Source organism: Bradyrhizobium sp. ORS 285, assembly GCF_900176205.1.
In the GTDB taxonomy this organism is placed as follows: Bacteria; Pseudomonadota; Alphaproteobacteria; order Rhizobiales; family Xanthobacteraceae; genus Bradyrhizobium.
The window spans coordinates 7,283,291-7,302,683 of sequence record NZ_LT859959.1 but is presented as its reverse complement, the minus strand read 5'-3'; the positions used below and the strand labels follow the sequence as shown (position 1 = coordinate 7,302,683).

At 65.9% G+C, this 19,393-nt stretch carries 24 protein-coding genes; 14 read left to right on the top strand and 10 right to left on the bottom strand.

The genetic code is table 11. The features are described 5' to 3' along the window. Nucleotides 1–47: 47 nt before the first annotated feature. From rplS to BRAD285_RS32780, 3 genes are all read left to right on the top strand, one after another. Entirely contained in the window at nt 48–428 is a 381-nt protein-coding gene (gene rplS, locus BRAD285_RS32795; RefSeq protein WP_006611497.1) for a 50S ribosomal protein L19, read from the top strand. Nucleotides 429–829: 401 nt separating this feature from the next. Next, nucleotides 830–2,236, top strand: a complete 1,407-nt coding sequence (gene leuC / locus BRAD285_RS32785) for a 3-isopropylmalate dehydratase large subunit (RefSeq protein WP_006611496.1) — start codon at nt 830–832, stop codon at nt 2,234–2,236. A gap of 192 nt (nt 2,237–2,428) precedes the next feature. Then, nucleotides 2,429–2,644: a hypothetical protein gene (locus BRAD285_RS32780; RefSeq protein ID WP_006611495.1), complete on the top strand. Its 216-nt coding sequence runs from the start codon at nt 2,429–2,431 to the stop codon at nt 2,642–2,644. An 83-nt stretch (nt 2,645–2,727) separates the two neighbouring features. Here BRAD285_RS32780 and BRAD285_RS35965 read toward each other — a convergent pair whose 3' ends face one another. The 4 genes from BRAD285_RS35965 to BRAD285_RS32760 all read right to left on the bottom strand — a co-directional run bounded on the left by BRAD285_RS35965 (nt 2,728) and on the right by BRAD285_RS32760 (nt 4,946). After that, nucleotides 2,728–3,429, bottom strand: coding sequence for a hypothetical protein (locus tag BRAD285_RS35965; RefSeq protein WP_006611494.1), 702 nt, complete (start codon nt 3,427–3,429; stop codon nt 2,728–2,730). Between the two features lie 298 nt (nt 3,430–3,727). After that, the gene (locus tag BRAD285_RS32770; RefSeq protein ID WP_035646006.1) at nt 3,728–4,033 is read right to left on the bottom strand and encodes a hypothetical protein; all 306 of its coding nucleotides are present in this window, start codon (nt 4,031–4,033) and stop codon (nt 3,728–3,730) included. 85 nt (nt 4,034–4,118) lie between these two features. Then, a complete protein-coding gene (locus BRAD285_RS32765; protein WP_006611492.1) occupies nt 4,119–4,400 on the bottom strand; it encodes a hypothetical protein in 282 nt (93 codons plus the stop codon). Nucleotides 4,401–4,631: 231 nt separating this feature from the next. Beyond that, nucleotides 4,632–4,946 (bottom strand): hypothetical protein, encoded by a 315-nt coding sequence (locus BRAD285_RS32760; RefSeq protein ID WP_006611491.1) that lies wholly within the window; start codon nt 4,944–4,946, stop codon nt 4,632–4,634. A gap of 138 nt (nt 4,947–5,084) precedes the next feature. On the opposite strand from BRAD285_RS32760, the gene BRAD285_RS32755 reads away from it, so the two are divergent. From BRAD285_RS32755 to BRAD285_RS32735, 5 genes are all read left to right on the top strand, one after another. Further along, nucleotides 5,085–5,483: a metallopeptidase family protein gene (locus tag BRAD285_RS32755; protein ID WP_006611490.1), complete on the top strand. Its 399-nt coding sequence runs from the start codon at nt 5,085–5,087 to the stop codon at nt 5,481–5,483. 94 nt (nt 5,484–5,577) lie between these two features. Next, nucleotides 5,578–6,183, top strand: a complete 606-nt coding sequence (leuD, locus tag BRAD285_RS32750; RefSeq protein ID WP_006611489.1) for a 3-isopropylmalate dehydratase small subunit — start codon at nt 5,578–5,580, stop codon at nt 6,181–6,183. An 84-nt stretch (nt 6,184–6,267) separates the two neighbouring features. Continuing rightward, nucleotides 6,268–7,065, top strand: coding sequence for a hypothetical protein (locus BRAD285_RS32745; RefSeq protein ID WP_006611488.1), 798 nt, complete (start codon nt 6,268–6,270; stop codon nt 7,063–7,065). A 95-nt stretch (nt 7,066–7,160) separates the two neighbouring features. After that, nucleotides 7,161–7,577: a hypothetical protein gene (locus tag BRAD285_RS32740; protein WP_006611487.1), complete on the top strand. Its 417-nt coding sequence runs from the start codon at nt 7,161–7,163 to the stop codon at nt 7,575–7,577. Between the two features lie 36 nt (nt 7,578–7,613). Beyond that, a complete protein-coding gene (locus BRAD285_RS32735; RefSeq protein WP_006611486.1) occupies nt 7,614–7,985 on the top strand; it encodes a c-type cytochrome in 372 nt (123 codons plus the stop codon). A 25-nt stretch (nt 7,986–8,010) separates the two neighbouring features. Here the strand turns inward: BRAD285_RS32735 and BRAD285_RS32730 are convergent, their stop codons facing one another. Beyond that, nucleotides 8,011–8,889, bottom strand: a complete 879-nt coding sequence (locus BRAD285_RS32730) for a CoA ester lyase (RefSeq protein WP_006611485.1) — start codon at nt 8,887–8,889, stop codon at nt 8,011–8,013. Nucleotides 8,890–8,991: 102 nt separating this feature from the next. On the opposite strand from BRAD285_RS32730, the gene BRAD285_RS32725 reads away from it, so the two are divergent. After that, entirely contained in the window at nt 8,992–9,636 is a 645-nt protein-coding gene (locus BRAD285_RS32725; RefSeq protein WP_006611484.1) for a carbonic anhydrase, read from the top strand. 160 nt (nt 9,637–9,796) lie between these two features. Here the strand turns inward: BRAD285_RS32725 and BRAD285_RS32720 are convergent, their stop codons facing one another. Together BRAD285_RS32720 and BRAD285_RS32715 are read right to left on the bottom strand one after the other, a co-directional pair. Then, the gene (locus BRAD285_RS32720; RefSeq protein WP_035646004.1) at nt 9,797–10,333 is read right to left on the bottom strand and encodes a TIGR00645 family protein; all 537 of its coding nucleotides are present in this window, start codon (nt 10,331–10,333) and stop codon (nt 9,797–9,799) included. 277 nt (nt 10,334–10,610) lie between these two features. Continuing rightward, nucleotides 10,611–11,645, bottom strand: coding sequence for an aspartate-semialdehyde dehydrogenase (locus tag BRAD285_RS32715; RefSeq protein ID WP_006611482.1), 1,035 nt, complete (start codon nt 11,643–11,645; stop codon nt 10,611–10,613). Nucleotides 11,646–11,759: 114 nt separating this feature from the next. Here BRAD285_RS32715 and BRAD285_RS32710 point away from each other — a divergent pair, with 114 nt between their 5' ends. Together BRAD285_RS32710 and BRAD285_RS32705 are read left to right on the top strand one after the other, a co-directional pair. Next, entirely contained in the window at nt 11,760–12,563 is an 804-nt protein-coding gene (locus BRAD285_RS32710; RefSeq protein ID WP_006611481.1) for a hypothetical protein, read from the top strand. 228 nt (nt 12,564–12,791) lie between these two features. Beyond that, nucleotides 12,792–13,160: a hypothetical protein gene (locus tag BRAD285_RS32705; protein WP_006611480.1), complete on the top strand. Its 369-nt coding sequence runs from the start codon at nt 12,792–12,794 to the stop codon at nt 13,158–13,160. 392 nt (nt 13,161–13,552) lie between these two features. Here the strand turns inward: BRAD285_RS32705 and BRAD285_RS32700 are convergent, their stop codons facing one another. Both BRAD285_RS32700 and BRAD285_RS32695 read right to left on the bottom strand, forming a co-directional pair. Then, on the bottom strand, nt 13,553–14,266 hold the full coding sequence (locus tag BRAD285_RS32700) for an SIMPL domain-containing protein (RefSeq protein WP_006611479.1): 714 nt from the start codon (nt 14,264–14,266) through the stop codon (nt 13,553–13,555). Between the two features lie 8 nt (nt 14,267–14,274). Next, a complete protein-coding gene (locus BRAD285_RS32695; RefSeq protein ID WP_006611478.1) occupies nt 14,275–15,021 on the bottom strand; it encodes a GyrI-like domain-containing protein in 747 nt (248 codons plus the stop codon). A 171-nt stretch (nt 15,022–15,192) separates the two neighbouring features. On the opposite strand from BRAD285_RS32695, the gene dapF reads away from it, so the two are divergent. Together dapF and mtaB are read left to right on the top strand one after the other, a co-directional pair. After that, nucleotides 15,193–16,062, top strand: coding sequence for a diaminopimelate epimerase (gene dapF, locus BRAD285_RS32690; protein WP_006611477.1), 870 nt, complete (start codon nt 15,193–15,195; stop codon nt 16,060–16,062). Then, nucleotides 16,059–17,381, top strand: a complete 1,323-nt coding sequence (gene mtaB / locus BRAD285_RS32685) for a tRNA (N(6)-L-threonylcarbamoyladenosine(37)-C(2))-methylthiotransferase MtaB (RefSeq protein WP_006611476.1) — start codon at nt 16,059–16,061, stop codon at nt 17,379–17,381. Before dapF ends, mtaB begins: the two co-directional genes overlap by 4 nt. Before the next feature lie 51 nt (nt 17,382–17,432). Here the strand turns inward: mtaB and BRAD285_RS32680 are convergent, their stop codons facing one another. Beyond that, complete coding sequence (locus tag BRAD285_RS32680) at nt 17,433–18,335, bottom strand: RluA family pseudouridine synthase (protein ID WP_087877701.1); 903 nt, start codon at nt 18,333–18,335, stop codon at nt 17,433–17,435. Between the two features lie 60 nt (nt 18,336–18,395). Between BRAD285_RS32680 and ftsY the strand changes: the two genes are divergently transcribed. Beyond that, entirely contained in the window at nt 18,396–19,343 is a 948-nt protein-coding gene (gene ftsY / locus BRAD285_RS32675; protein ID WP_006611643.1) for a signal recognition particle-docking protein FtsY, read from the top strand. Nucleotides 19,344–19,393 lie beyond the last annotated feature (50 nt).

Below are 19,393 nucleotides of genomic sequence, written 5' to 3'. Positions count from 1 at the left end.
GCAGCCCGCGTGACCCGGCTGGGCGCGCCGCCGATGGAGATTTACCCGTGAACCTGATTCAGCAGCTCGAAAAAGAGCAGTTCGACAAGCTGTCCGCCAACAAGACCATTCCGGAGTTCGGCCCGGGCGACACCGTGATCGTCAACGTGAAGGTGGTCGAAGGCGAGCGCACCCGCGTGCAGGCCTATGAGGGCGTGTGCATCGGCCGTTCCGGCGGCGGCATCAACGAGAGCTTCACCGTTCGCAAGATTTCGTACGGCGAGGGCGTGGAGCGCGTGTTCCCGATCCTGTCCCCGATGATCGACTCGATCAAGGTCGTGCGCCGCGGCAAGGTGCGTCGCGCCAAGCTGTATTACCTGCGCCAGCTGCGCGGCAAGTCGGCCCGCATCGTCGAGAAGCAGGACCGCCAGACCGCCGTCAACGAGTAATCGTTGCTTCCAATGGATTGACGGAAAGCGCGGGCTGGTCCCGCGCTTTTTTCTTTTGCTCCGTGGTCATTGCGAGCGAAGCGAAGCAATCCAGGGCCCAGCAAGGACTCTGGATTGCTTCGTCGCTGCGCTCGCAATGACGCCGGGCGCAAACGCATCTCGCACTCCGCGCCTGCGTGCTATATATCCCCCTGAAATGGTTCTAGATCGCACCAGCATGGCCTGCCGCCGCGTCGTTATCGACGATCATAGCCGGCTGCCCGGGCGGTTCTTCGGACGGTTCGCGACGTCGGCGACGTCAGAGCTTAGGCGCGCGCTGTAACCCGCAGCGCCTCTCTGCCTGTTCGCGCGTGTCCGTCACGCGTCTTGTTTCAAACCTTCATTCCCGGGAGCATTCGCTCATGTCGAAACCGACCACCCTGTACGACAAGATCTGGAACGACCATCTGGTGCACGAAGCCGAGGACGGCACCTGCCTGCTCTACATCGACCGCCACCTGGTGCACGAGGTCACCTCGCCGCAGGCGTTCGAAGGACTGCGCGCCACGGGCCGCAAGGTGCATGCGCCGGAGAAGACGCTGGCTGTGGTCGATCACAACGTGCCGACCACCGACCGCACCAAGCCGAACCCGGATCCGGAGAGCATCGAGCAGATCAAGGCGCTCGCCGAGAACGCCAAGGAATTCGGCGTCGAATATTACAACGAGTTCGACCGCCGCCAGGGCATCGTCCACGTCATCGGTCCGGAGCAGGGCTTCACCCTGCCCGGCACCACGATCGTCTGCGGTGATAGCCACACCTCGACGCATGGCGCGTTCGGCGCACTGGCGCACGGCATCGGCACCTCCGAAGTCGAGCACGTGCTGGCGACGCAGACGCTGATCCAGAAGAAGGCGAAGAACATGCGCGTCACCGTCGACGGCAAGCTGCCGGACGGCGTGACGGGCAAGGACATCATCCTGGCCATCATCGGCGAGATCGGCACCGCCGGCGGCACCGGCTACGTGCTGGAATATGCCGGCGAGGCGATCCGCGCGCTGTCGATGGAAGGCCGCATGACCGTCTGCAACATGTCGATCGAGGGCGGCGCCCGCGCCGGTCTGGTCGCGCCGGACGAGAAGGCCTACGACTTCCTGCGCGGCCGTCCCAAGGCGCCGCAGGGCGCGGCCTGGGATGCGGCAATGCGCTACTGGGAGACCTTGCGCTCCGACGAGGGGGCGCATTTCGACCATGAGCTGCGGCTCGACGCCGCCAAGCTGCCGCCGATCGTGACCTGGGGCACCTCGCCCGAGGACGTGATCTCGGTGACAGGCCTGGTGCCGGATCCGGACAAGATCACTGATGAGGCCAAGCGCATCTCCAAGCATCGCGCGTTGAAGTATATGGGCCTGACCGCGGGCACGAAGATCACGGACATCAAGCTCGACCGTGTCTTCATCGGCTCCTGCACCAACGGCCGCATCGAGGATCTGCGCGCCGCCGCCAAGATCGCCGAGGGCAAGACTGTGTCCGGTCACGTCAACGCGATGGTCGTGCCGGGCTCGGGAATCGTGAAGGAGCAGGCCGAGGCCGAAGGTCTGGACAAGATCTTCATCAAGGCCGGCTTCGAATGGCGCGAGCCGGGCTGCTCGATGTGCCTCGCCATGAACCCGGACAAGCTGGCGCCGGAGGAGCGCTGCGCCTCGACCTCAAACCGCAACTTCGAGGGCCGTCAGGGCTTCAAGGGCCGCACCCATCTGGTGTCACCCGCGATGGCCGCGGCGGCCGCGATCGCCGGCCACTTCGTCGACGTGCGCGACTGGCGCTGAGCCACGCTCCCCGCGGTGCGGCCAAGCTGCACGGCAACCGATTGACGAGCGCGGCGGCTTGGAGAGAAGCCGCCGCGTTTTCATTTCGACTCAACATCGAGGCCTGTCGGCAAGAGCTCCTTAAAGCTCTTCACGCACAATCCTACCGCCGGACGCGCCGCGCCGGCGGAGGAACGTGCCGAGGAGCCTACAATGGCCGAGAAGCCGGAATACGTCGACCTCATCCGCGATGCGACGCGTCAGCGCCGCAAGACGCCGCCCGCCAAGATCATCGCCAAGGCCGAAGAGCCGAAGGAGGAGCGCCGGCTGTCGAACTGGCCGCCCGGGCGGTTCGCCAAATGGCGGCTGGAGACGCTGGTGCCGTGGAAGCTGACGGTGAAGAACTGGCAGTTCAAGGACTGGCTCTGAGCGTTGCGCCGAACTCCTGCTGCTGAAACGACAGAAGGACGCCCTTCGGCGTCCTTCGTCGTCTCGATCAAGCCCTCAGCGCGTCAGTAGTAGCGCCAGTGGTGGCGGTGGTGACGGTGATGCCACCGGTGGTGATGACGCCAATGATGCCCCCGCCAATGCCGGTAGTGGCAGATGCGGCGTGGGCCGTAATAGGTGTAGACGATCCGGCAGCGGCGATACGGATAGTAGTAGCCCGTGGTGTAGGTCGGGGTGTAGTAGCTGCGGTAGCCGTAAAAGTGCCGGCGGTGATGGTGGTAGTACGGCCGATAGCCGTAGTGCGGGCGATGATAGTAGCCGCCGCCATGGAACACCGGCCGCGGGCCGCCTCCACCATGAAACACCGGACTGCCGCCGTGAAACACGTGACGCGGGCCACCGCCTCCGAACGCGTGACCTCCGCCGCCGTGGAAGGCAGGAGCGCCTCCGCCTCTGAACATTCCACCACCCCCATGGAACGCAGGGCCGGCGTGAAAGCCGCCACCACCATGGAAGCCACCGCCGCCGTGGAAGCCACCGCCACCACCGCCGTGATGTCCGCCGCCGCCTCCACCATGGCCGCCAGGGCCGCGAACCTGAATCATCGAGGTGTCAGACGCGGCCTGTGTCGCAGGCCCCGCGCCGGGAGCGACAGGCGACATCGCCGAAGCCGGACGACTGGACGCACCCGCGAATACGAACAATGCCGCCGCCGCAAGACTGAGGCGACGAGCAAGACCAGCACGCTGGTCCTTCATCCTCATCATGGTCCCTTCTCCCTGAATGCCGTGCAAAACGATGGACCCATGCAGCGCCGTTGCTGGTCGTCCGATCGGTGGATTGGCGCTCCCCAACATGAACGTAGAGATAGCGACGTGAATGCGGCATGAATGATGCACGCGGCGCGCGCATCTGCGACGTGGCGTCGCGGCAGAGGATCAGCGTGTGAGTCTCGAAGGAGACTGGGACACCGACAAGGTCGTGCTGCTCGTGCAGGGATTCCGCAACTGAGCGTGCGCAAGTCATTCGACCAGCGAACGCCGTTAGTGGCGCACTGGGTGCGCTTCAATCGTAGAATGGCGTGAACAGGACGAAAGGGCCCGGCGCAACAGCGGGCACGTAGTCGACGGGGCGGCCATAGTAGCGGGGCGGCGTCACAATCGATCTGGCCGCTTTCCACGACCGGGCGGGCCTGCGCGTGCCGAACTCCGTCGCGGTCGCCGAGCGACTCGCATCAACGCCGAAGGAAGCTGCGATCGCCGGCGAGGTGGCAGCCGAGCTTGCCAGCAGCATCGACAGCGTGACGATGCCGATCCCGATCCAAGTCTTGGTATGAGTCTTGGTACGGGTCTCGGCGATGGACTTTTTCATGGCAGGCCAGCCCACCAACAACGTACAGGCCCGCGAAGCGGGCCTGTTTGATGTCGATCATGCACGACGGCGCTGGAGCGGTCACTCACCAGCGGCCGTGATGGCGATGCCCGTAGTGATGTCCATAGTGATGCGGACGCCAGTGGTGGCGGGGATAGTAGTGATGCCGCGGGTAGTAATGCCGGCGCGGATGCCAGTGGCGGCGACCATGCCAATGCGCCTGGGTGGTCTCCTGCACGGCGCCCTGCTGCACCGCTGTCGCAGCGCCCGGATTGCTCAGCGACAGCGCCTCTGCGCGCTGTGCGGGCGCCACCAAAGCCAGCACGGCACCGACCGCCGCAATGCCCAACAGCTTCATCACAGTCATGAACTTCTCCTTCGATCGCCTGACATCACGCCGGGCACCGTGCACCGCCATCTCCGCTGATGGCCGCCGCTGCGGTACGACGCAGATCAGTCTCGAATGAGCGACGTGAATGGGACCTGAAGACCTGCGCCCGAGCAGAATGCCGAACTGCCGCGCGCAGTTCCGCCCGATCTCGCGACATATCGGCACTGTGGCACGACAGGCACTATTGGACTCTGCAGAGGAATGGATTCAGCCGCGCCGCCAGGTGCAGCTCATATGCGGCACGATGACCGTGCCGCTCGGGCGATGCTCCTGAACGTAGGACGCGTCGCACACGCGGACGGCATTGGGACCGGGATTGTAGCGCGGCACGACGTCCGGGTCCCAATGGCCCTCATAGCGGCGGGGATAGATCATGATGCGCCGCGGGCGCCGCTGCGCGGAGACGTCCGTGCTGCTGTCGCTTCGAACGGCGTGAAGCTCCGTCCGGGCCGCCGGCTCCGCCCGCACTCCTGCCGACATCGAAATCACGACGGCCGCAGCCAGCGCCGTCCCGGCCAGCATCACCGACTTCTGTCGCATGCGTCCCCCAAAACCCAAATCGCGCGCCGCGGACGGTCGCCGTTTTCGCTGCCCGCGTCAACCGCTGCAGGCGGCAGAAAGCGGGATGCAAGATGATCAAAGCCGGGCTAGAAGGCGGCCATGTGGACCGATCTGAAAGCTCCCTCGCTCGCCGACATGGAAGCCATGGCGCATGAGATGTTCGAGCGCCTGCCGGAGCATTTCCGTGGGATGTGCGAGGGCGTCATCATCCGGGTCGACGACTTCCCGACCGAGGAGGTGCTCGACGAGATGGAGGCGGAGAGCGAGTTCGACCTGCTCGGCCTGTTCCAGGGCACCGGGCTGCCGTTCCGCAGCAATGACGACCTGCCGCGCCTGCCCAACATGATCTGGCTGTATCGCCGCCCGATCCTGGATTACTGGTCCGAGCACGACGAGAGCCTCGGCCACATCGTCCGCCATGTGCTGATCCACGAGATCGGGCATCATTTTGGGATGTCGGACGACGACATGGAGGCGATCGAGGCCGCCGCCGACTGACCGGCAGGGCCGATATTCGAGGCAATTTGACTTTATCCGCCCCGCGCTTCGGGCTAAACAGCGGCCTGCTCGATATTCTCGAAGGTGCTCCCCGATGGACAAGTTCACCACGCTGGAAGGCGTCGCCGCGCCGCTGAAGATCATCAATGTCGACACCGACATGATCATCCCCAAGCAGTACCTGAAGACCATCAAGCGCACCGGCCTCGGCAAGGGCCTGTTCTCGGAGCAGCGCTACAAGGACGACGGCAGCGAGAACCCGGATTTCGTCCTCAACCAGCCGGCCTATCGCAACGCCAAGATCCTGGTCGCCGGCGACAATTTCGGCTGCGGCTCGAGCCGCGAGCACGCCCCCTGGGCGCTGCTCGATTTCGGCATCCGCTGCGTGATCTCGACCTCGTTCGGCGACATCTTCTACAACAACTGCTTCAAGAACGGCATTCTGCCGATCCGCGTATCGCAGGCCGATCTCGACAAGCTGTTCGACGACGCCGAGCGCGGCGCCAACGCGACGCTCACGATCGACCTCGCCGCCCAGGAGATCCGCGGTCCCGACGGCGGCACCGTCAAGTTCGAGATCGATCCGTTCCGCAAGCACTGCCTGCTCAACGGGCTCGACGACATCGGCCTGACCTTGGAGAAAAAGGCCTCGATCGACAGCTACGAGGCCAAACTCAAGGCCGAGCGCGCCTGGGCCTGAGCCCCGTCTGACAACATAGAGTTCGCGGGCCCCGGACCTCGTCCGGGGCCTTGTTTCGAGAGCATCCCGAGCACAGGTCCGCCGTTGACGCGCGTATTGCCCGAGGTTGTCACCTTCTGGCGCGGACCGCTCGACCGGCTGCGGCAGACCTGTCTGCGCTCGCAGCTCGCGGCCGGCCACAAGGTCACCGTCTACAGCTTCGATCCGCTGCCCGGCCTGCCCGATGGCGTCGGCAATGCCGAGGCCGACGCGGTCCTGCCCTATGCGTTCTCCGAGCGACTCAGACCGCCGCAGCCCGACGGCAGCTGGCGCGACTGGACCACCTTGCAGTTCAGCGACTTCTTCCGCATGCGGCTGATGGCGCGCGGCGCCGGGCTGTGGCTCGATGCCGACGTGCTGCTGCTGCGCCCTGTCGAGATCGATCCCGCCCTGCCATACTTCGCCTGGGAGCGGCCGCGGCAGCTCGGCAACTCCGCGCTGTATCTGCCGCCGGATGATCCGATCGTCGCCGAATTCGACGCGTTGATGGCGCAGGACGAATTGACGCCGAACTGGCTGTCGCTGCGCCACCGGATCACCTTCGCTCTCCGCCGGCTGCGCGGCGGCTCCGACCGGCTGTCCGACATCCGCGTCGCCATCTTCGGCCCGGCCGCGCTGACCGCCTTGGCCCGCCGCCATGGCTCGCTGCGCCATGCGTTGCCGAAGCGCAGCTTCTATGCGGTTCATGCCGAACCGAAGGCGTTCTTCGATCCCAGCGACTTCTCCGGCCTGATCAGCGATCCTGGCATCATCGGCCTGCACATCTCGCCGAAGGGCCGTGGCGGCGAGGCGCCGATTCCGGGCAGCCTGTACGCCTGGGCCACGGAGCGGTTCGGCGCCTGACGGTCTGCCGTGACAGGGCTGTTCCGCTGCTTGATCTACCGCAACGTCCGCGCGGCTACCCGGTGATTGATTGCGGGCATCATCGGAGACGAGCCATGCCTGCCCAAGCCAAGCCCTATCCCCGCGTGCAATTCCTGATCGACACGTTCGCACAATGGCTGCGGCACCGGCGCGAGCTCAGTGAGCTCCGGCAGCTCGACCGCGACGATTTCGAGCGCATCGCGATGGACCTGCAGGTCACGCCGTCGGATCTCGACGAGCTGGTCCGCCAGGGCGAGCACGCGGCCGACGAGCTGCCGCTGATGCTCAAGGCGCTCGGCATCGACGAGGCCGCGCTGGGCCGTGCCGAGCCGCTGGTCCTGCGCGACATGGAGCGGGTCTGCGCCATGTGCAAGGACAAGCCGCGCTGCCATCGCGATCTCGCGGCGGGCACGTCCGGCGCGCATTACGAGGACTACTGCCTCAACGCGCCCACCATCGACCGGCTGGGTGCCGCCGTGGTCAAGCACTGATCGCCGCCCTCCCATTCCCCATAGCGGAGCAACGCGATGAGTATGCCGAACCTGCACCGCAACACCTGGCTCCATATCGGGGCCGCGCTGTTGCTCGCGCTCGTCGCGATGCTGCTGATCCGGCTGCACTATGCCAACGGCGCGACGCCCACGGCGGAGAGCGTCCAGACGGGCCGTAAGCTCGCGGAGGCGTGGTGCAGCCCGTGCCACGCGATCGATGCCAGCGCAGCCAGAGCCCAGACACGCACGGCGCCCGATTTCGCGGCGGTGGCTAACATGCCGTCGACCACCGAGCTGTCGCTGAAGGTATTCCTGCAGAGCAGCCACCCGACGATGCCCAACGTCATCCTGACGCCAGAGCAGCGCGGCGATCTCGTCAACTACATCCTCAGCCTCAGACAGATCTGACGCGGCGCGTCCTCCTCCGTCTCAACTACTTCGCCATCTCAGCGATCGCATCCGCGATCGCGATCGTACGCTTGGCCATCTCGGCATGCAGCCGCTCGACCATGCGGCCGTCGATCTGGATCGCCCCGCGCGAGGCATTCTCCGGCAATTCGAACGCCGCAAGGATCTTGCGGGCGTCGGCCACCTCGGCCGCCGGCGGCGTGAAGATCGCGTTGCAGGTGTCGATCTGGCCGGGATGGATCAGCGTCTTGCCGTCGAAGCCGAGATCGCGGGCCTGGATGCATTCCTGCGAGAAGCCGTCGGTGTTGGCGAAGTCGCTGTAGGGACCATCGAGAATTTCCAGCCCATGCGCGCGCGTCGCCAGAATGCAATGGCTGATCATCGGCAGCATCGTCGAGCGGCCCGGAACCATCCGGATGCGCGTCTCGCGCGAGATGTCGTTCGGGCCGAACACGAAGCCGGCGAGCCGTGAGCCTTCTTCATGCGCGGTGGCCGCGAGCAGGTCGGCGTCGAGCACGGCGCGCGCGGTCTCGATCATCGCCCACACCTTCAGCGCCGGATCGGCGCCGACCTCGGCGAGGCGGCTCGTCACCAGGCGCAGATCGTCGACGGTTGACACCTTGGGAACCAGGATGCCGTCAGTTGCGGTCTGGCCGGCCATCGCGACGTCGTCGCTCCACCATGCCGTGTCCAGGCTGTTGATCCGGATCAGCAGCTCGCGCTTGCCGTAGCCGTCGGCGGCGACCGCCTTGGCGATCTGCTCGCGCGCGGCCGCCTTGGCATCGGGCGCCACGGAATCCTCGAGATCCAGGATCAGCCCGTCGGCCGGCAGGTTCCGTCCCTTCTCCAGCGCGCGGGCATTGGAGCCGGGCATGAACAGGAGACTGCGGCGCGGGCGGATCATTTCGGCGTTTCCCTTGGTTTATTGAGCCGGCCCGCGATACCATTTCGACCGCCGGGCCGAAAGGCTTGTTCCCGCAGGCCTCGTGTGTTTAAGGCAGGGCCCATGATCTCGTTTCCGCAACGTCTGCTCGAAGGCTATCGCGCCTTCACCACTCAGCGCCTCCCCACCGAACAGAGCCGCTATCTGGAGCTATCCGAGCGCGGCCAGTCGCCCGAGGTGATGGTGATCGGCTGTTGCGACTCCCGCGTCTCGCCCGAGGTCATCTTCGATGTCGGGCCCGGCGAATTGTTCGTGCTCCGGAACATCGCCAATCTCGTGCCGATCTATCAGCCCGACGCCAACGCGCACGGCGTCTCGGCGGCGCTGGAATATGCCGTCACGGTGCTGAAGGTGAAGCACATCGTGATCCTCGGCCATGCCCAATGCGGCGGCATCCGCGCCTTCGTCGACAAGGCCGCGCCGCTGTCGCCCGGCGACTTCATCGGCCGCTGGATGTCGATGTTCATCAAGCCCGGCGAGGTCGTCGAGCAGCGCGACCATGAGAGTTTTCAGGACTTCGTCGTCCGCATCGAGAAGGCGGCGGTGTTCCGCAGTCTCGAAAATCTCATGACCTTCCCGTTCGTGCGCAGCCGCGTCGAGGCGGGAGATCTTCAACTGCACGGCGCCTATTTCGGGGTGTCCGAGGGCTCGCTGTTCGTGCTCGACAAGGCGACCAAGGAATTCAAGAGCGCGCGGTCCGTCGCCTAAAGCGCGATGAGATCAGGATGAATCGTCATCGCGCTTTAGGTTATTGTTTGCGCATGATCTTTTCGGAAAACCGCTGCGCACTTTTCCGGCTCATGCTTTAGCGAAGAGGAAGGTGTGAGACGCCGGTCTGCGGCAGACACCCTTCGTTACTCGCCCCTTCTCAATGATCTCCCGACCACCGGTCGGACAGCGCCAGCATCACGGTCGACACCACGAAGGTCATGTGCACGCCGACCAGCCAGCCCAGCTTGACCGAGTCGTAGCCGGCGTCGAGATTCATGAACGCCTTCAGCAACTGAATGGCGGAGATCGCAACGATCGAGGCCAGCAGCTTCTGTTTCAACCCGGCGAAATCGACCTTGGTCATCCATTCCGGCCAGTCGGGATGGCCGCCGGGATCGATGCGCGAGACGAAGTTCTCATAGCCTGAGAACACCACGATCAGCACGAGATTGCCGGTGAGGCAGACGTCGATCAGGCTGAGCACGCCGAGGATGATGTCGCTCTCCTTCGCGCTCGGCAGATGGATGATGTTCTCCCACAGCAGCAGCGCGAACTTGAACAGCAGCACGGCGAGGCTGACGACGAGGCCGACATAGAACGGCGCCATCAGCCAGCGGCTCTTGAACAGGAAGCCTTCGAGCCCGCGCTCGAGCGGCCCCGGCGCGTGCTTCGACGGCACGGGCGCTGGCGCCATTGCCGATTCGGTCTTGCTGCTGTCAGCCAATTTGGACCCCACCCCGAATCCGCTCGGTCATCCCACCAGGACTCGCCCGCGAACGACCCTTCTGATTAGTTACGCCGTCATGCCCGGGCTTGTCCCGGGCATCCACGTCGTCCTCAGTATGCCGAACGACGTGGATGGCCGGGACAAGCCCGGCCATGACGACTTAGATACAGACGATCCCCAAACTTCCATTGTCATATGCAACGGCCATGATGCCTACCCGGGCGACGGCGCACCGGTGACTTTATCAGGCGGCCTTCTTCTTGGCGGTGATCAGTTTGCGGTTGACGAGGACTTCCGCGATCTGGATGGCGTTCAGCGCGGCGCCCTTGCGGAGGTTGTCGGAGACGCACCAGAAGGCGAGGCCGTTCTCGATGGTGCCGTCCTCGCGGATGCGGCTGATATAGGTGGCGTCCTCGCCGGCGGCCTCATAGGGCGTGACGTAGCCGCCCGGCTCGTGCTTGTCGATCACGAGGCAGCCCGGCGCGTTGCGCAGGATGCTGCGGGCCTCATCCGCGGTGATCGGATTCTCGAACTCGACATTGACCGCTTCGGAGTGGCCGACGAACACCGGCACGCGCACGCAGGTCGCGGTCAGCTTGATCTTTGGATCGAGGATCTTCTTGGTCTCCGCCATCATCTTCCACTCTTCCTTGGTGAAGCCGTCTTCCATGAAGACGTCGATCTGCGGAATGACGTTGAAGGCGATGCGCTTGGGGAACTTGTTGTTGACGAGCTCGTCATTGGTGTAGACGGCCTTGGTCTGGGAGAACAGTTCGTCCATCGCGTCCTTGCCGGCGCCCGACACCGACTGATAGGTCGACACCACGACGCGCGTGATCGTTGCCTTGTCGTGCAGCGGCTTCAGCGCGACGACGAGCTGCGCGGTCGAGCAATTCGGATTGGCGATGATGTTCTTCTTGTTGAAGCCGGCGGTCGCATCGGCGTTCACCTCCGGCACGATCAGTGGCACGTCCGGGTCCATGCGCCAGGCCGACGAATTGTCGATCACCACGGCCCCGGCGGCGCCGATCTTCGGCGACCATTCCTTCGATACCGATCCGCCCGCCGACATCAGGCAGATGTCGACATCGGCAAAATCGTAGTGCTCGAGCGCCTTGCACTTCAGGGTGCGGTCGCCATAGGACACCTCGACACCGACGCTGCGGCGCGACGCCAGCGCCACGACCTCGTCGGCGGGGAATTGGCGCTCATCGAGAATATTGAGCATTTCCCGTCCGACATTGCCGGTCGCGCCGACCACTGCGACTTTGTAACCCATCGTTCACTCTCCGAAGAAATTTGGCCGACCGCGCATCTGGGCGGAAACGGAAGCGGCAGCGCTTCTATGCGAGAAACGTCCCTGACACAACGTTACCACGACGTCTCGCATTCGATGCATCCCGATTCGGCCAGCACAGCCGCACACACCCGTTCCGCATCCGTCCTGCAGGGGCTGCAAAGCTTCGCGGACGAGGTCTGCGGCACCTTTGCGCGCCTGTTCGCCTATGTGGGGACTTTGGCGTTGATCGCCATGCTCGGCGTGGCCGCCTGGAACCGGATCGACACTGGCGTCGAGGCGCCCGCCGGCAGAGCGGGGTGGACCCTCGCCGATGCCGCCGTGCCGGCGTTTTCGCTGCGCCTCACCGACCAGCCCGACCGTACCGCGACCTACACCGTGCTGACGCACGCCGCCGGCGGCCGCAAGGACGTGCTGCGCTGGGGCGAGCCGGCCGACCGGCCCGCGGCCGAGATCGAGGTCTACCGGATCGGGCCGGAGCGCGAAGGCATGCGCAACCCGATCGGGGATCTGGCGGCCCGTCTGGGACGTCATGCCCCGGAGCTCGAGGCGGCAGGGATCATCGACAGCCGGTTCGGCCCGGTCAGCCTGCTGCGCCAGGCCGGCGCGCCGGATGGGCCCGGAGCCTGCCTCGGCTTTCTGAAGACCATTGCCGTGCCGGCGCTGCGGATTTCCGGCTGGTCCTGCCAGGGCGTGGCGATGCAGACCCGGCGCGCGGCCGTCGGCTGCATGCTCAACCGCCTGACCCTGCTGTCGTCCCCCAGCCGTGACCCGGCCCTGGCGGAGCTGTTCGCCCAGGCCGAACCGCGGCGCGCCGATTGCGATGCCCCGGGACTGGCCAAGACCCTGAACGACTGGATCACCGCGCTCGACAATCCCAGGCTGCGCGGCACCTTCTGACCGCCGATTTGCGTCTGCATGTTGCCGGCGGCCGCCGCGCCATCCTCTCGCCGCGGGCGGCGCCGGCAAGCTACGGAAATTGATGCAACTTTCCCGCCACAGCCGGAATTTATCTTGCACGGCGTCGCGGGAATGACCTTGTGATGCCACAGCCGACCCAGATATTGTGCGGGCCAAATCATGCGCATGGCGAGCGCCCGCCCCGTTTGGCGCGAGGAAGAGGACGTGATGATTGAATTTTCTGCTGCGACCCGGGTCATGGCCCTGGCGGTGATCGCCGCGACCGGCCTTGCCGTCACGTCTCTTGCCGCCGACGCCGCCCCCGCCAAGCGCCGTGCTGCGGCGGTCACGTCCAACGGCCCGAACTATTCCTACCAGTCCGGCCCGCGCACCCGCATCTACATCACCCGCCGCTCGTTCCTCGACGGCGGCACCGAGGTGCTGCCGGGCGACCGCAAGTTCTCGGACTACGCCTTCCCGCCGGCCGTCGGCTACCCGTCGTTCGCGCGCGAAAACCTCAACCGCCCGATCGACCGCCAGCCGCTGATGGCGCCGTCCGATCTCGGCGGCTACCCGCAGGGCATCCCGCTGTACTGAGCGGCGCGGCATCATCCAGTCACAAAGGCCGGGCTTTGCCCGGCTTTTTTGTTGCCAACCGCCCCCGTTCCGCTGTCGTTCGCCTCCCGCGACCACATCACGGCTCATCTGTTTCGGACACACAGATGACGGCCGTTCGAAGTCATCGCTAACTGCCACATCAGAACTCGCCGATGAGTCCAGGCCGGCCGTCAGGCTTTCAGGCGTCATCCCGGCGAACGCCGGGATCCTAACCACCGGGCTGAATCTAACGAAGGTTGGCAGCTCCATTTCGGGCAACAACATCCGCCGCGGCGTGTTGGGCTCGGCGCGTTGGCCGGGACGACACCGAGCTTGTAGCAGCGCTGTCGGCTTGCACGATGCATGAATGCGCCGTGCGGGTGAGAGGCGCCTTATTGCCCCGCCTTGATCGCCCAGGTCACGCTGACCGTCACCGACAGCGTCTCCTCGCCCTGCGCCACCGGCGTCGGTGCCCCGGCCGCCATTGGCGCGGCAAACGTCTTGGCGCGGAACACCGGCGTCGGCGCGCCGTCCTCGGCGATGTTGAGCGGCTGGCCGAGCGTGACGCCGGCGGCCTTGGCGTAGATCTCGGCCTTGCGGCGGGCATCCGTGACGGCCTTCTCGCGCGCCTGGTCGAGCAGCTTGGACGGCTCGGCGACGCTGAAGAAGACGTTGCCGACATCGTTGGCGCCGGCGGCCACCACCGCGTCGATCACGTTCGCCACCTTGCCGACGTCGTGGAGCTTGATCGTCAGGCGATTGCTGGCGCGATAGCCGGTGACCGTCGTCTGCCCCGGCCGATTGGTCTGCACGTATTGCGGTTGCAGCGACAGCCGCGAGGTCTGCACGTCCTTGTCCGCGATCCCCGCCGTCTTCAGCGCCTGCAACACCCTAGCCATCGCGGTGTTGTTGGCCTCGGCGGCCTCGCGCGCGGTCTTGGCGTCGGAGGCGACGCCGGCATCGATCTGCGCCAGATCCGGCGGCGCCTGCACGCTGCCTTCGCCGCTGACCGTGATCGCGGGCGTGTCCTGCCGGGCGATGTCGTCCGCCAGCGCGGGCAGGGCGGTTGAGGCCACAATCGCGGCGACGAGCAGCGGTCTGATCATGTTGGCGCTCACTTCAGCGGCACGTAGACGTTGATGACGAGCTTGTCCTCGGCCGTCTTCAGGGGATCGGTCAGGTACTCCTCGATGAACGTGTCCTTGGCTTCCAGCCGGCGCTCGTCGAGATGGTTGGTGATCGCCTCGTAGGTGTTGTCCATGTTGTCGTAGGAGCCGCGATGCACGAACTTCAGCGCCTTGCCCTCGGGCGACTGGCCGATGCTCATGCCCTTGCCGAGCGTCTTCGGCTCCTGCTCGATCGGGATCTCCGCGAAGAACGTGAAGCCGTTGTCGTCGGTCGAGGTGTAGACGATCATGCCGTTGCCGGCGGGCTTGACGCCCTGCTTGTCCAGTGTGGTCGACAGCGCCTTGAACGAGTCGATCAGCGTATCGAACGCATTGTCCCAGTTCGCGGTGCCCTTGATCTGGACGACCTTCTTGGCCTCGAGCTTGATCTCGTCGCCAAATGAATCGACCGCCTGGGCCGGAGCGGCAGCCGGCGCCTGGGCGGCAGGCGAGGATGACGGCGAGGGGCTCGCGCTGGCGGCCGGGGTGGGGCTGGCTGAAGGTGTCGGACTGGCCGAAGCGGCCGGGGAAGCCGAGGCCGCAGGCGCGGGCATCGCGCTCGGCGCCGGAGCGGGCGAAGCTGAGGCCGCCGGAGACGGCGAGGCCGAGGGCGCCTGCGCCCGGGCCAGCGGGCCACCCAGCGCCAACGCGACCGAGCCCACGGCCAGAACGATGCGGAAAGTGCTGAGATTCATTCGACTATTCTCCAGTGCCGTGCTGCTCCTGCGCAGGGCGCGTGCCGGCGAACGTGCGGTCCTAACATGCCCGGCGGCGCGGCGTCCCATGACAGATGCGTCATGTCCCCCTGCGGACTGGTCAATGCGGCGCCATTCGCCATATAAGACGGACACAATTTGGATATTTTCATGAGCCCGCTGGCCAACCACAGCTTCGTCAAGATGAACGGGATCGGCAACGAGATCGTCGTGCTGGATCTGCGCGATGTGAAGCATGTCGTCACGCCGGACGAGGCGCGCGCGGTTGCAGCCCGTGTTCCCTACGACCAGTTGATGGTGCTGCAGCGGCCGCGCTTCGACGGCACCGAGGCCTTCATCCGCATCTACAACAATGACGGCTCGGAGTCCGGCGCCTGCGGCAACGGCATGCGCTGCGTGGTGCGCCAGGTATTCGGCAAGACCGGCCAGACCAGCGCCACGTTCGAGACCCGCGCCGGCCTGCTGAACTGCTGGCAGGGGCCGTCGCCTGAGCTCTACACCGTCGACATGGGCGTGCCGAAGTTCGGCTGGCAGGAGATCCCGCTCGCGGAGGAGTTCCGCGACACCCGCTACATCGAGCTGCAGATCGGCCCGATCGACGCGCCGATCCTGCATTTGCCGTCGGTCGTCAGCATGGGCAATCCGCACGCCGTGTTCTGGGTCGACAACGACGTCAATTCCTACGACCTCGAGCGCTTCGGGCCGCTGTTGGAAAACCATCCGATCTTCCCGGAGCGCGCCAACATCACGCTCGCCCAGATCGTCGATCGCGACCACATCACGATGCGCACCTGGGAGCGCGGCGCGGGGCTGACCAGGGCGTGCGGCTCGGCGGCGTGCGCGACGGCCGTCGCTGCTGCCCGGCTGAAGCGCGCCAACCGTCTCGTCCACATGACGCTGCCGGGCGGCGAACTCACGATCGAGTGGCGCGAGCGCGACGACCACGTGCTGATGACGGGCACTGCGACGTTCGAGTTCGAGGGCCGGTTCGAGCCAGAGCTGTTCGCCAGCGTCGCATGAGCGTCGACGTCGTCACCTTCGGCTGCCGGCTCAACGCGTTCGAATCCGAGCTGATCGCGAGGCACGCCGAGGCCGCGGGGGCCGACGACACCATCGTCATCAACAGCTGCGCCGTGACCAACGAGGCGGTGGCGCAGGCGCGGCAGTCGATCCGCAAATTGAAGCGCGAGCGTCCCGATGCGCGCATCGTCGTGACCGGCTGCGCGGCGCAGACGCAAAGCGCGATGTTCGCTGATATGCCCGAGGTCGATCGAGTCATCGGCAATGACGACAAGCTGCAGCCGGAGGCGTGGCGCGCGGCGGCGCAGGCGCTGATGGCACCGCGCTTCGGGATCGATGCGACGGAAAAGGTCGCGGTGTCCGACATCATGGCCGTCACCGAGATGGCGCCGCATCTCGTCGACGGCTTCCAGCGCGGGCTGCCGCGCGTGTTCGTCCAGGTGCAGAACGGCTGCGATCATCGTTGCACGTTCTGCATCATCCCGTTCGGCCGCGGCAATTCACGCTCGGTGCCGATGGGCGCGGTGGTCGATCAGGTACGGACACTTGTCGAGCGTGGCCATGCCGAAATCGTGCTGACCGGTGTCGACCTCACCAGCTTTGGCGCCGATTTGCCGGGTGCGCCGAAGCTCGGCCGGCTGGTGAAGCAGATCCTGCGCCACGTGCCGGAGTTGAAACGCCTGCGCATCTCCTCGATCGATTCGATCGAGGCCGATGCCGACCTGCTCGATGCGCTCGCTGACGATGCCCGGCTGATGCCGCATCTGCATCTGTCGCTGCAGGCCGGCGATGACTTGATCCTGAAACGCATGAAGCGCCGGCACGCGCGCGCTGACGCGATCGCCTTCTGCGATCAGGTTCGGCGGCTGCGGCCGGAGATCGCGCTCGGCGCTGATCTGATCGCGGGCTTTCCGACGGAGACGGAGGAGATGTTTTCCCGCTCGCTCGACCTGGTCGAGGAATGCGGCCTGACGTTCTTGCACGTCTTTCCCTATTCGCCGCGCCCCGGCACGCCGGCTGCGCGCATGCCGCAGGTGGATGGCGCTGTGATCCGCGATCGTGCGCGGCGACTGCGCGCGGCAGGAGAGGCGGCGTTGCGGCGACGGCTGGATGCCGAGATCGGCTGCGCGCGCGAGGTGCTGATCGAGAGCGCAACGCAGGGCCGGACGGAGCATTATCTGCCTGTGTCAGTTAGTGGCGCCGAGCCGGGCAGCGTGCAGCCGCTGATGATCGGTGGCCATGATGGTGCGCGACTATCAGTCCAGAACTCCGTCATGCCCGGGCTCGACCCGGGCATCCACGCTGCCTCCAACAACTAAGACGTGGATGGCCGGGACAAGCCCGGCCATGACGCGTGGAGAGAGGCGGGCTCACTCCCCATTCCACCCGCACAGCCGCAGCCGCTCATGCATGTGCAGCGGTGCCGGCGCCACCACCTGCACGGGCGGCTTGTTCTTCGACAGCGGAATCGAAATCTCGCGCGCGTGCAGATGCAGCCGCGGCTCGCCGAAGCGGGGGCCGTTGCCGTAGATGTTGTCGCCGAAGATCGGCCAGCCGGATGCGGCGGAATGGACGCGGAGCTGGTGGGTGCGGCCGGTGATGGGTTCCATGGCGAGCCAGGTGAGCTTTGTCACGTTGGCTGATGGAGTCGCGATTTCGCCTGGCGCACCCTGCGCTCCCTCCCTCCTTGCGGGGGAGGGTCGGGGTGGGGGGTGGCCCCGGGCGGCACTACCCGTGGGGACCCCCACCCCCGACCCCTCCCCGCAAGGGGGAGGGGAGTCGGTGCCGCAAAAAAGAGGGGAGTGTGAGGATGGGACGGCAGTGGGAAGTGCGTACGAGCGCCCCAGCACCCTCCATTTCGTCACCGCCGGCTGCCCGTTCGGATCCGGCTTCTGCCACCAGCCGCGCTCCGCATTCAGCTTGGCCAACGGCAACTCGATCACGCCTTCGTCAGTCTCCGGGCCGCCCTCGACCACCGCCCAATACGTCTTCGAAATCTTGCCGTGCTTGAACAAAAGGCCGAGCGAAGCCGTTGCCTTGCGATGGCGGCCGAGCACGAGGCAGCCGGAGGTGTCCTTGTCGAGCCGGTGAGCCAGCACCGGCGGGCGCGGCAGGCCGAAGCGCAGCGCATCGAACGACGCTTCGAGGTTCGGTCCGCCCTTCGGTCCCTTGTGCACGGGAATGCCGGCCGGCTTGTCGATCACCAGCATCAGCCCGTCGCGGTGGAGCACGCGGGCGAGCATCTCCTCATCGGTGGGTTGGTTAATGTCCATGGAAACCGTATTGCGGGTGCGAGGCTTTCGTTTGCGGGAGGAAAGGGCTAACACCACGCCATGAACGATACCACCTCCGAAACACCCAAGCGGTCGTGGTGGCGGCGGCTGTCGGACGGCCTGAAGCGCACCTCCGGCGCGCTCGGCACGGCCGTGGCCGATCTCGTCACCAAGCGCAAGCTCGACCGGGCGATGCTCGACGACATCGAGGACGTGCTGCTGCGCGCCGATCTCGGCACCAGCGTGGCTGCACGGATCGCCGAGGCTGTCGGCGCAGGCCGTTACGAGAAGGCGATCAGTGCCGACGAAGTGAAGTCGGTCGTCGCGACCGAGGTCGAGAAGGTGCTGTCGCCCGTCGCGAAGCCGCTGGTCGTCGAGCCCGGCCACAAGCCGTTCGTGATCCTCGTGGTCGGCGTCAACGGCTCCGGCAAGACCACGACGATCGGCAAGCTGGCGCAGAAATTCGCCTCCGAAGGCAAGCAGGTGATGCTGGCGGCGGGCGATACCTTCCGCGCCGCAGCCATCGAGCAGCTCAAGGTCTGGGGCGAGCGCACCAGGGCGCCGGTGATCGCCGGCGCACAAGGCTCGGATTCCGCAAGCCTTGCCTTCACCGCCATCACAGCGGCCAAGGAGCAGGGCCGCGACATCCTGCTGATCGATACCGCCGGCCGGCTGCAGAACAAGGCCGAGCTGATGAACGAGCTCGAAAAGGTCGTGCGCGTCATTCGCAAGGTCGATGCGTCAGCGCCACATGCGGTGCTGCTCGTGCTCGATGCCACCGTGGGACAAAATGCGCTGTCGCAGGTCGAGGCGTTCCATCGTACGGCTGGCGTCACCGGCCTGGTGATGACCAAGCTCGACGGCACGGCACGTGGCGGCATCCTGGTGGCGCTGTCGGAGAAGTTCAAGCTGCCGGTGCACTTCATCGGCGTCGGCGAGGGCGTCGAGGATCTGCAGCCGTTCGCCGCCAAGGATTTTGCGCGGGCGATTGCGGGCATCGAGGATTGACGACGCCGCGCTGCTCCGGCGCGGTGGCATCGAAGACGACGGGATCAGCT

What these genes read in the sequence shown, in the direction of transcription:
- BRAD285_RS32740 (WP_006611487.1), top strand. Translation starts at nt 7,161, where the DNA reads ATGCCTGCCCAAGCCAAGCCCTATCCCCGCGTGCAATTCCTGATCGAC.
- BRAD285_RS32765 (WP_006611492.1), bottom strand. Translation starts at nt 4,400, where the DNA reads ATGACTGTGATGAAGCTGTTGGGCATTGCGGCGGTCGGTGCCGTGCTG.
- BRAD285_RS32680 (WP_087877701.1), bottom strand. Translation starts at nt 18,335, where the DNA reads ATGGACATTAACCAACCCACCGATGAGGAGATGCTCGCCCGCGTGCTC.
- BRAD285_RS32710 (WP_006611481.1), top strand. Translation starts at nt 11,760, where the DNA reads ATGCATCCCGATTCGGCCAGCACAGCCGCACACACCCGTTCCGCATCC.
- BRAD285_RS32700 (WP_006611479.1), bottom strand. Translation starts at nt 14,266, where the DNA reads ATGATCAGACCGCTGCTCGTCGCCGCGATTGTGGCCTCAACCGCCCTG.
- BRAD285_RS35965 (WP_006611494.1), bottom strand. Translation starts at nt 3,429, where the DNA reads ATGATGAGGATGAAGGACCAGCGTGCTGGTCTTGCTCGTCGCCTCAGT.
- BRAD285_RS32715 (WP_006611482.1), bottom strand. Translation starts at nt 11,645, where the DNA reads ATGGGTTACAAAGTCGCAGTGGTCGGCGCGACCGGCAATGTCGGACGG.
- BRAD285_RS32780 (WP_006611495.1), top strand. Translation starts at nt 2,429, where the DNA reads ATGGCCGAGAAGCCGGAATACGTCGACCTCATCCGCGATGCGACGCGT.
- dapF (WP_006611477.1), top strand. Translation starts at nt 15,193, where the DNA reads ATGAGCCCGCTGGCCAACCACAGCTTCGTCAAGATGAACGGGATCGGC.
- BRAD285_RS32755 (WP_006611490.1), top strand. Translation starts at nt 5,085, where the DNA reads ATGTGGACCGATCTGAAAGCTCCCTCGCTCGCCGACATGGAAGCCATG.
- leuD (WP_006611489.1), top strand. Translation starts at nt 5,578, where the DNA reads ATGGACAAGTTCACCACGCTGGAAGGCGTCGCCGCGCCGCTGAAGATC.
- BRAD285_RS32720 (WP_035646004.1), bottom strand. Translation starts at nt 10,333, where the DNA reads ATGGCGCCAGCGCCCGTGCCGTCGAAGCACGCGCCGGGGCCGCTCGAG.
- ftsY (WP_006611643.1), top strand. Translation starts at nt 18,396, where the DNA reads ATGAACGATACCACCTCCGAAACACCCAAGCGGTCGTGGTGGCGGCGG.
- mtaB (WP_006611476.1), top strand. Translation starts at nt 16,059, where the DNA reads ATGAGCGTCGACGTCGTCACCTTCGGCTGCCGGCTCAACGCGTTCGAA.
- BRAD285_RS32730 (WP_006611485.1), bottom strand. Translation starts at nt 8,889, where the DNA reads ATGATCCGCCCGCGCCGCAGTCTCCTGTTCATGCCCGGCTCCAATGCC.
- BRAD285_RS32705 (WP_006611480.1), top strand. Translation starts at nt 12,792, where the DNA reads ATGATTGAATTTTCTGCTGCGACCCGGGTCATGGCCCTGGCGGTGATC.
- BRAD285_RS32695 (WP_006611478.1), bottom strand. Translation starts at nt 15,021, where the DNA reads ATGAATCTCAGCACTTTCCGCATCGTTCTGGCCGTGGGCTCGGTCGCG.
- BRAD285_RS32725 (WP_006611484.1), top strand. Translation starts at nt 8,992, where the DNA reads ATGATCTCGTTTCCGCAACGTCTGCTCGAAGGCTATCGCGCCTTCACC.
- BRAD285_RS32760 (WP_006611491.1), bottom strand. Translation starts at nt 4,946, where the DNA reads ATGCTGGCCGGGACGGCGCTGGCTGCGGCCGTCGTGATTTCGATGTCG.
- leuC (WP_006611496.1), top strand. Translation starts at nt 830, where the DNA reads ATGTCGAAACCGACCACCCTGTACGACAAGATCTGGAACGACCATCTG.
- BRAD285_RS32735 (WP_006611486.1), top strand. Translation starts at nt 7,614, where the DNA reads ATGAGTATGCCGAACCTGCACCGCAACACCTGGCTCCATATCGGGGCC.
- BRAD285_RS32770 (WP_035646006.1), bottom strand. Translation starts at nt 4,033, where the DNA reads ATGAAAAAGTCCATCGCCGAGACCCGTACCAAGACTCATACCAAGACT.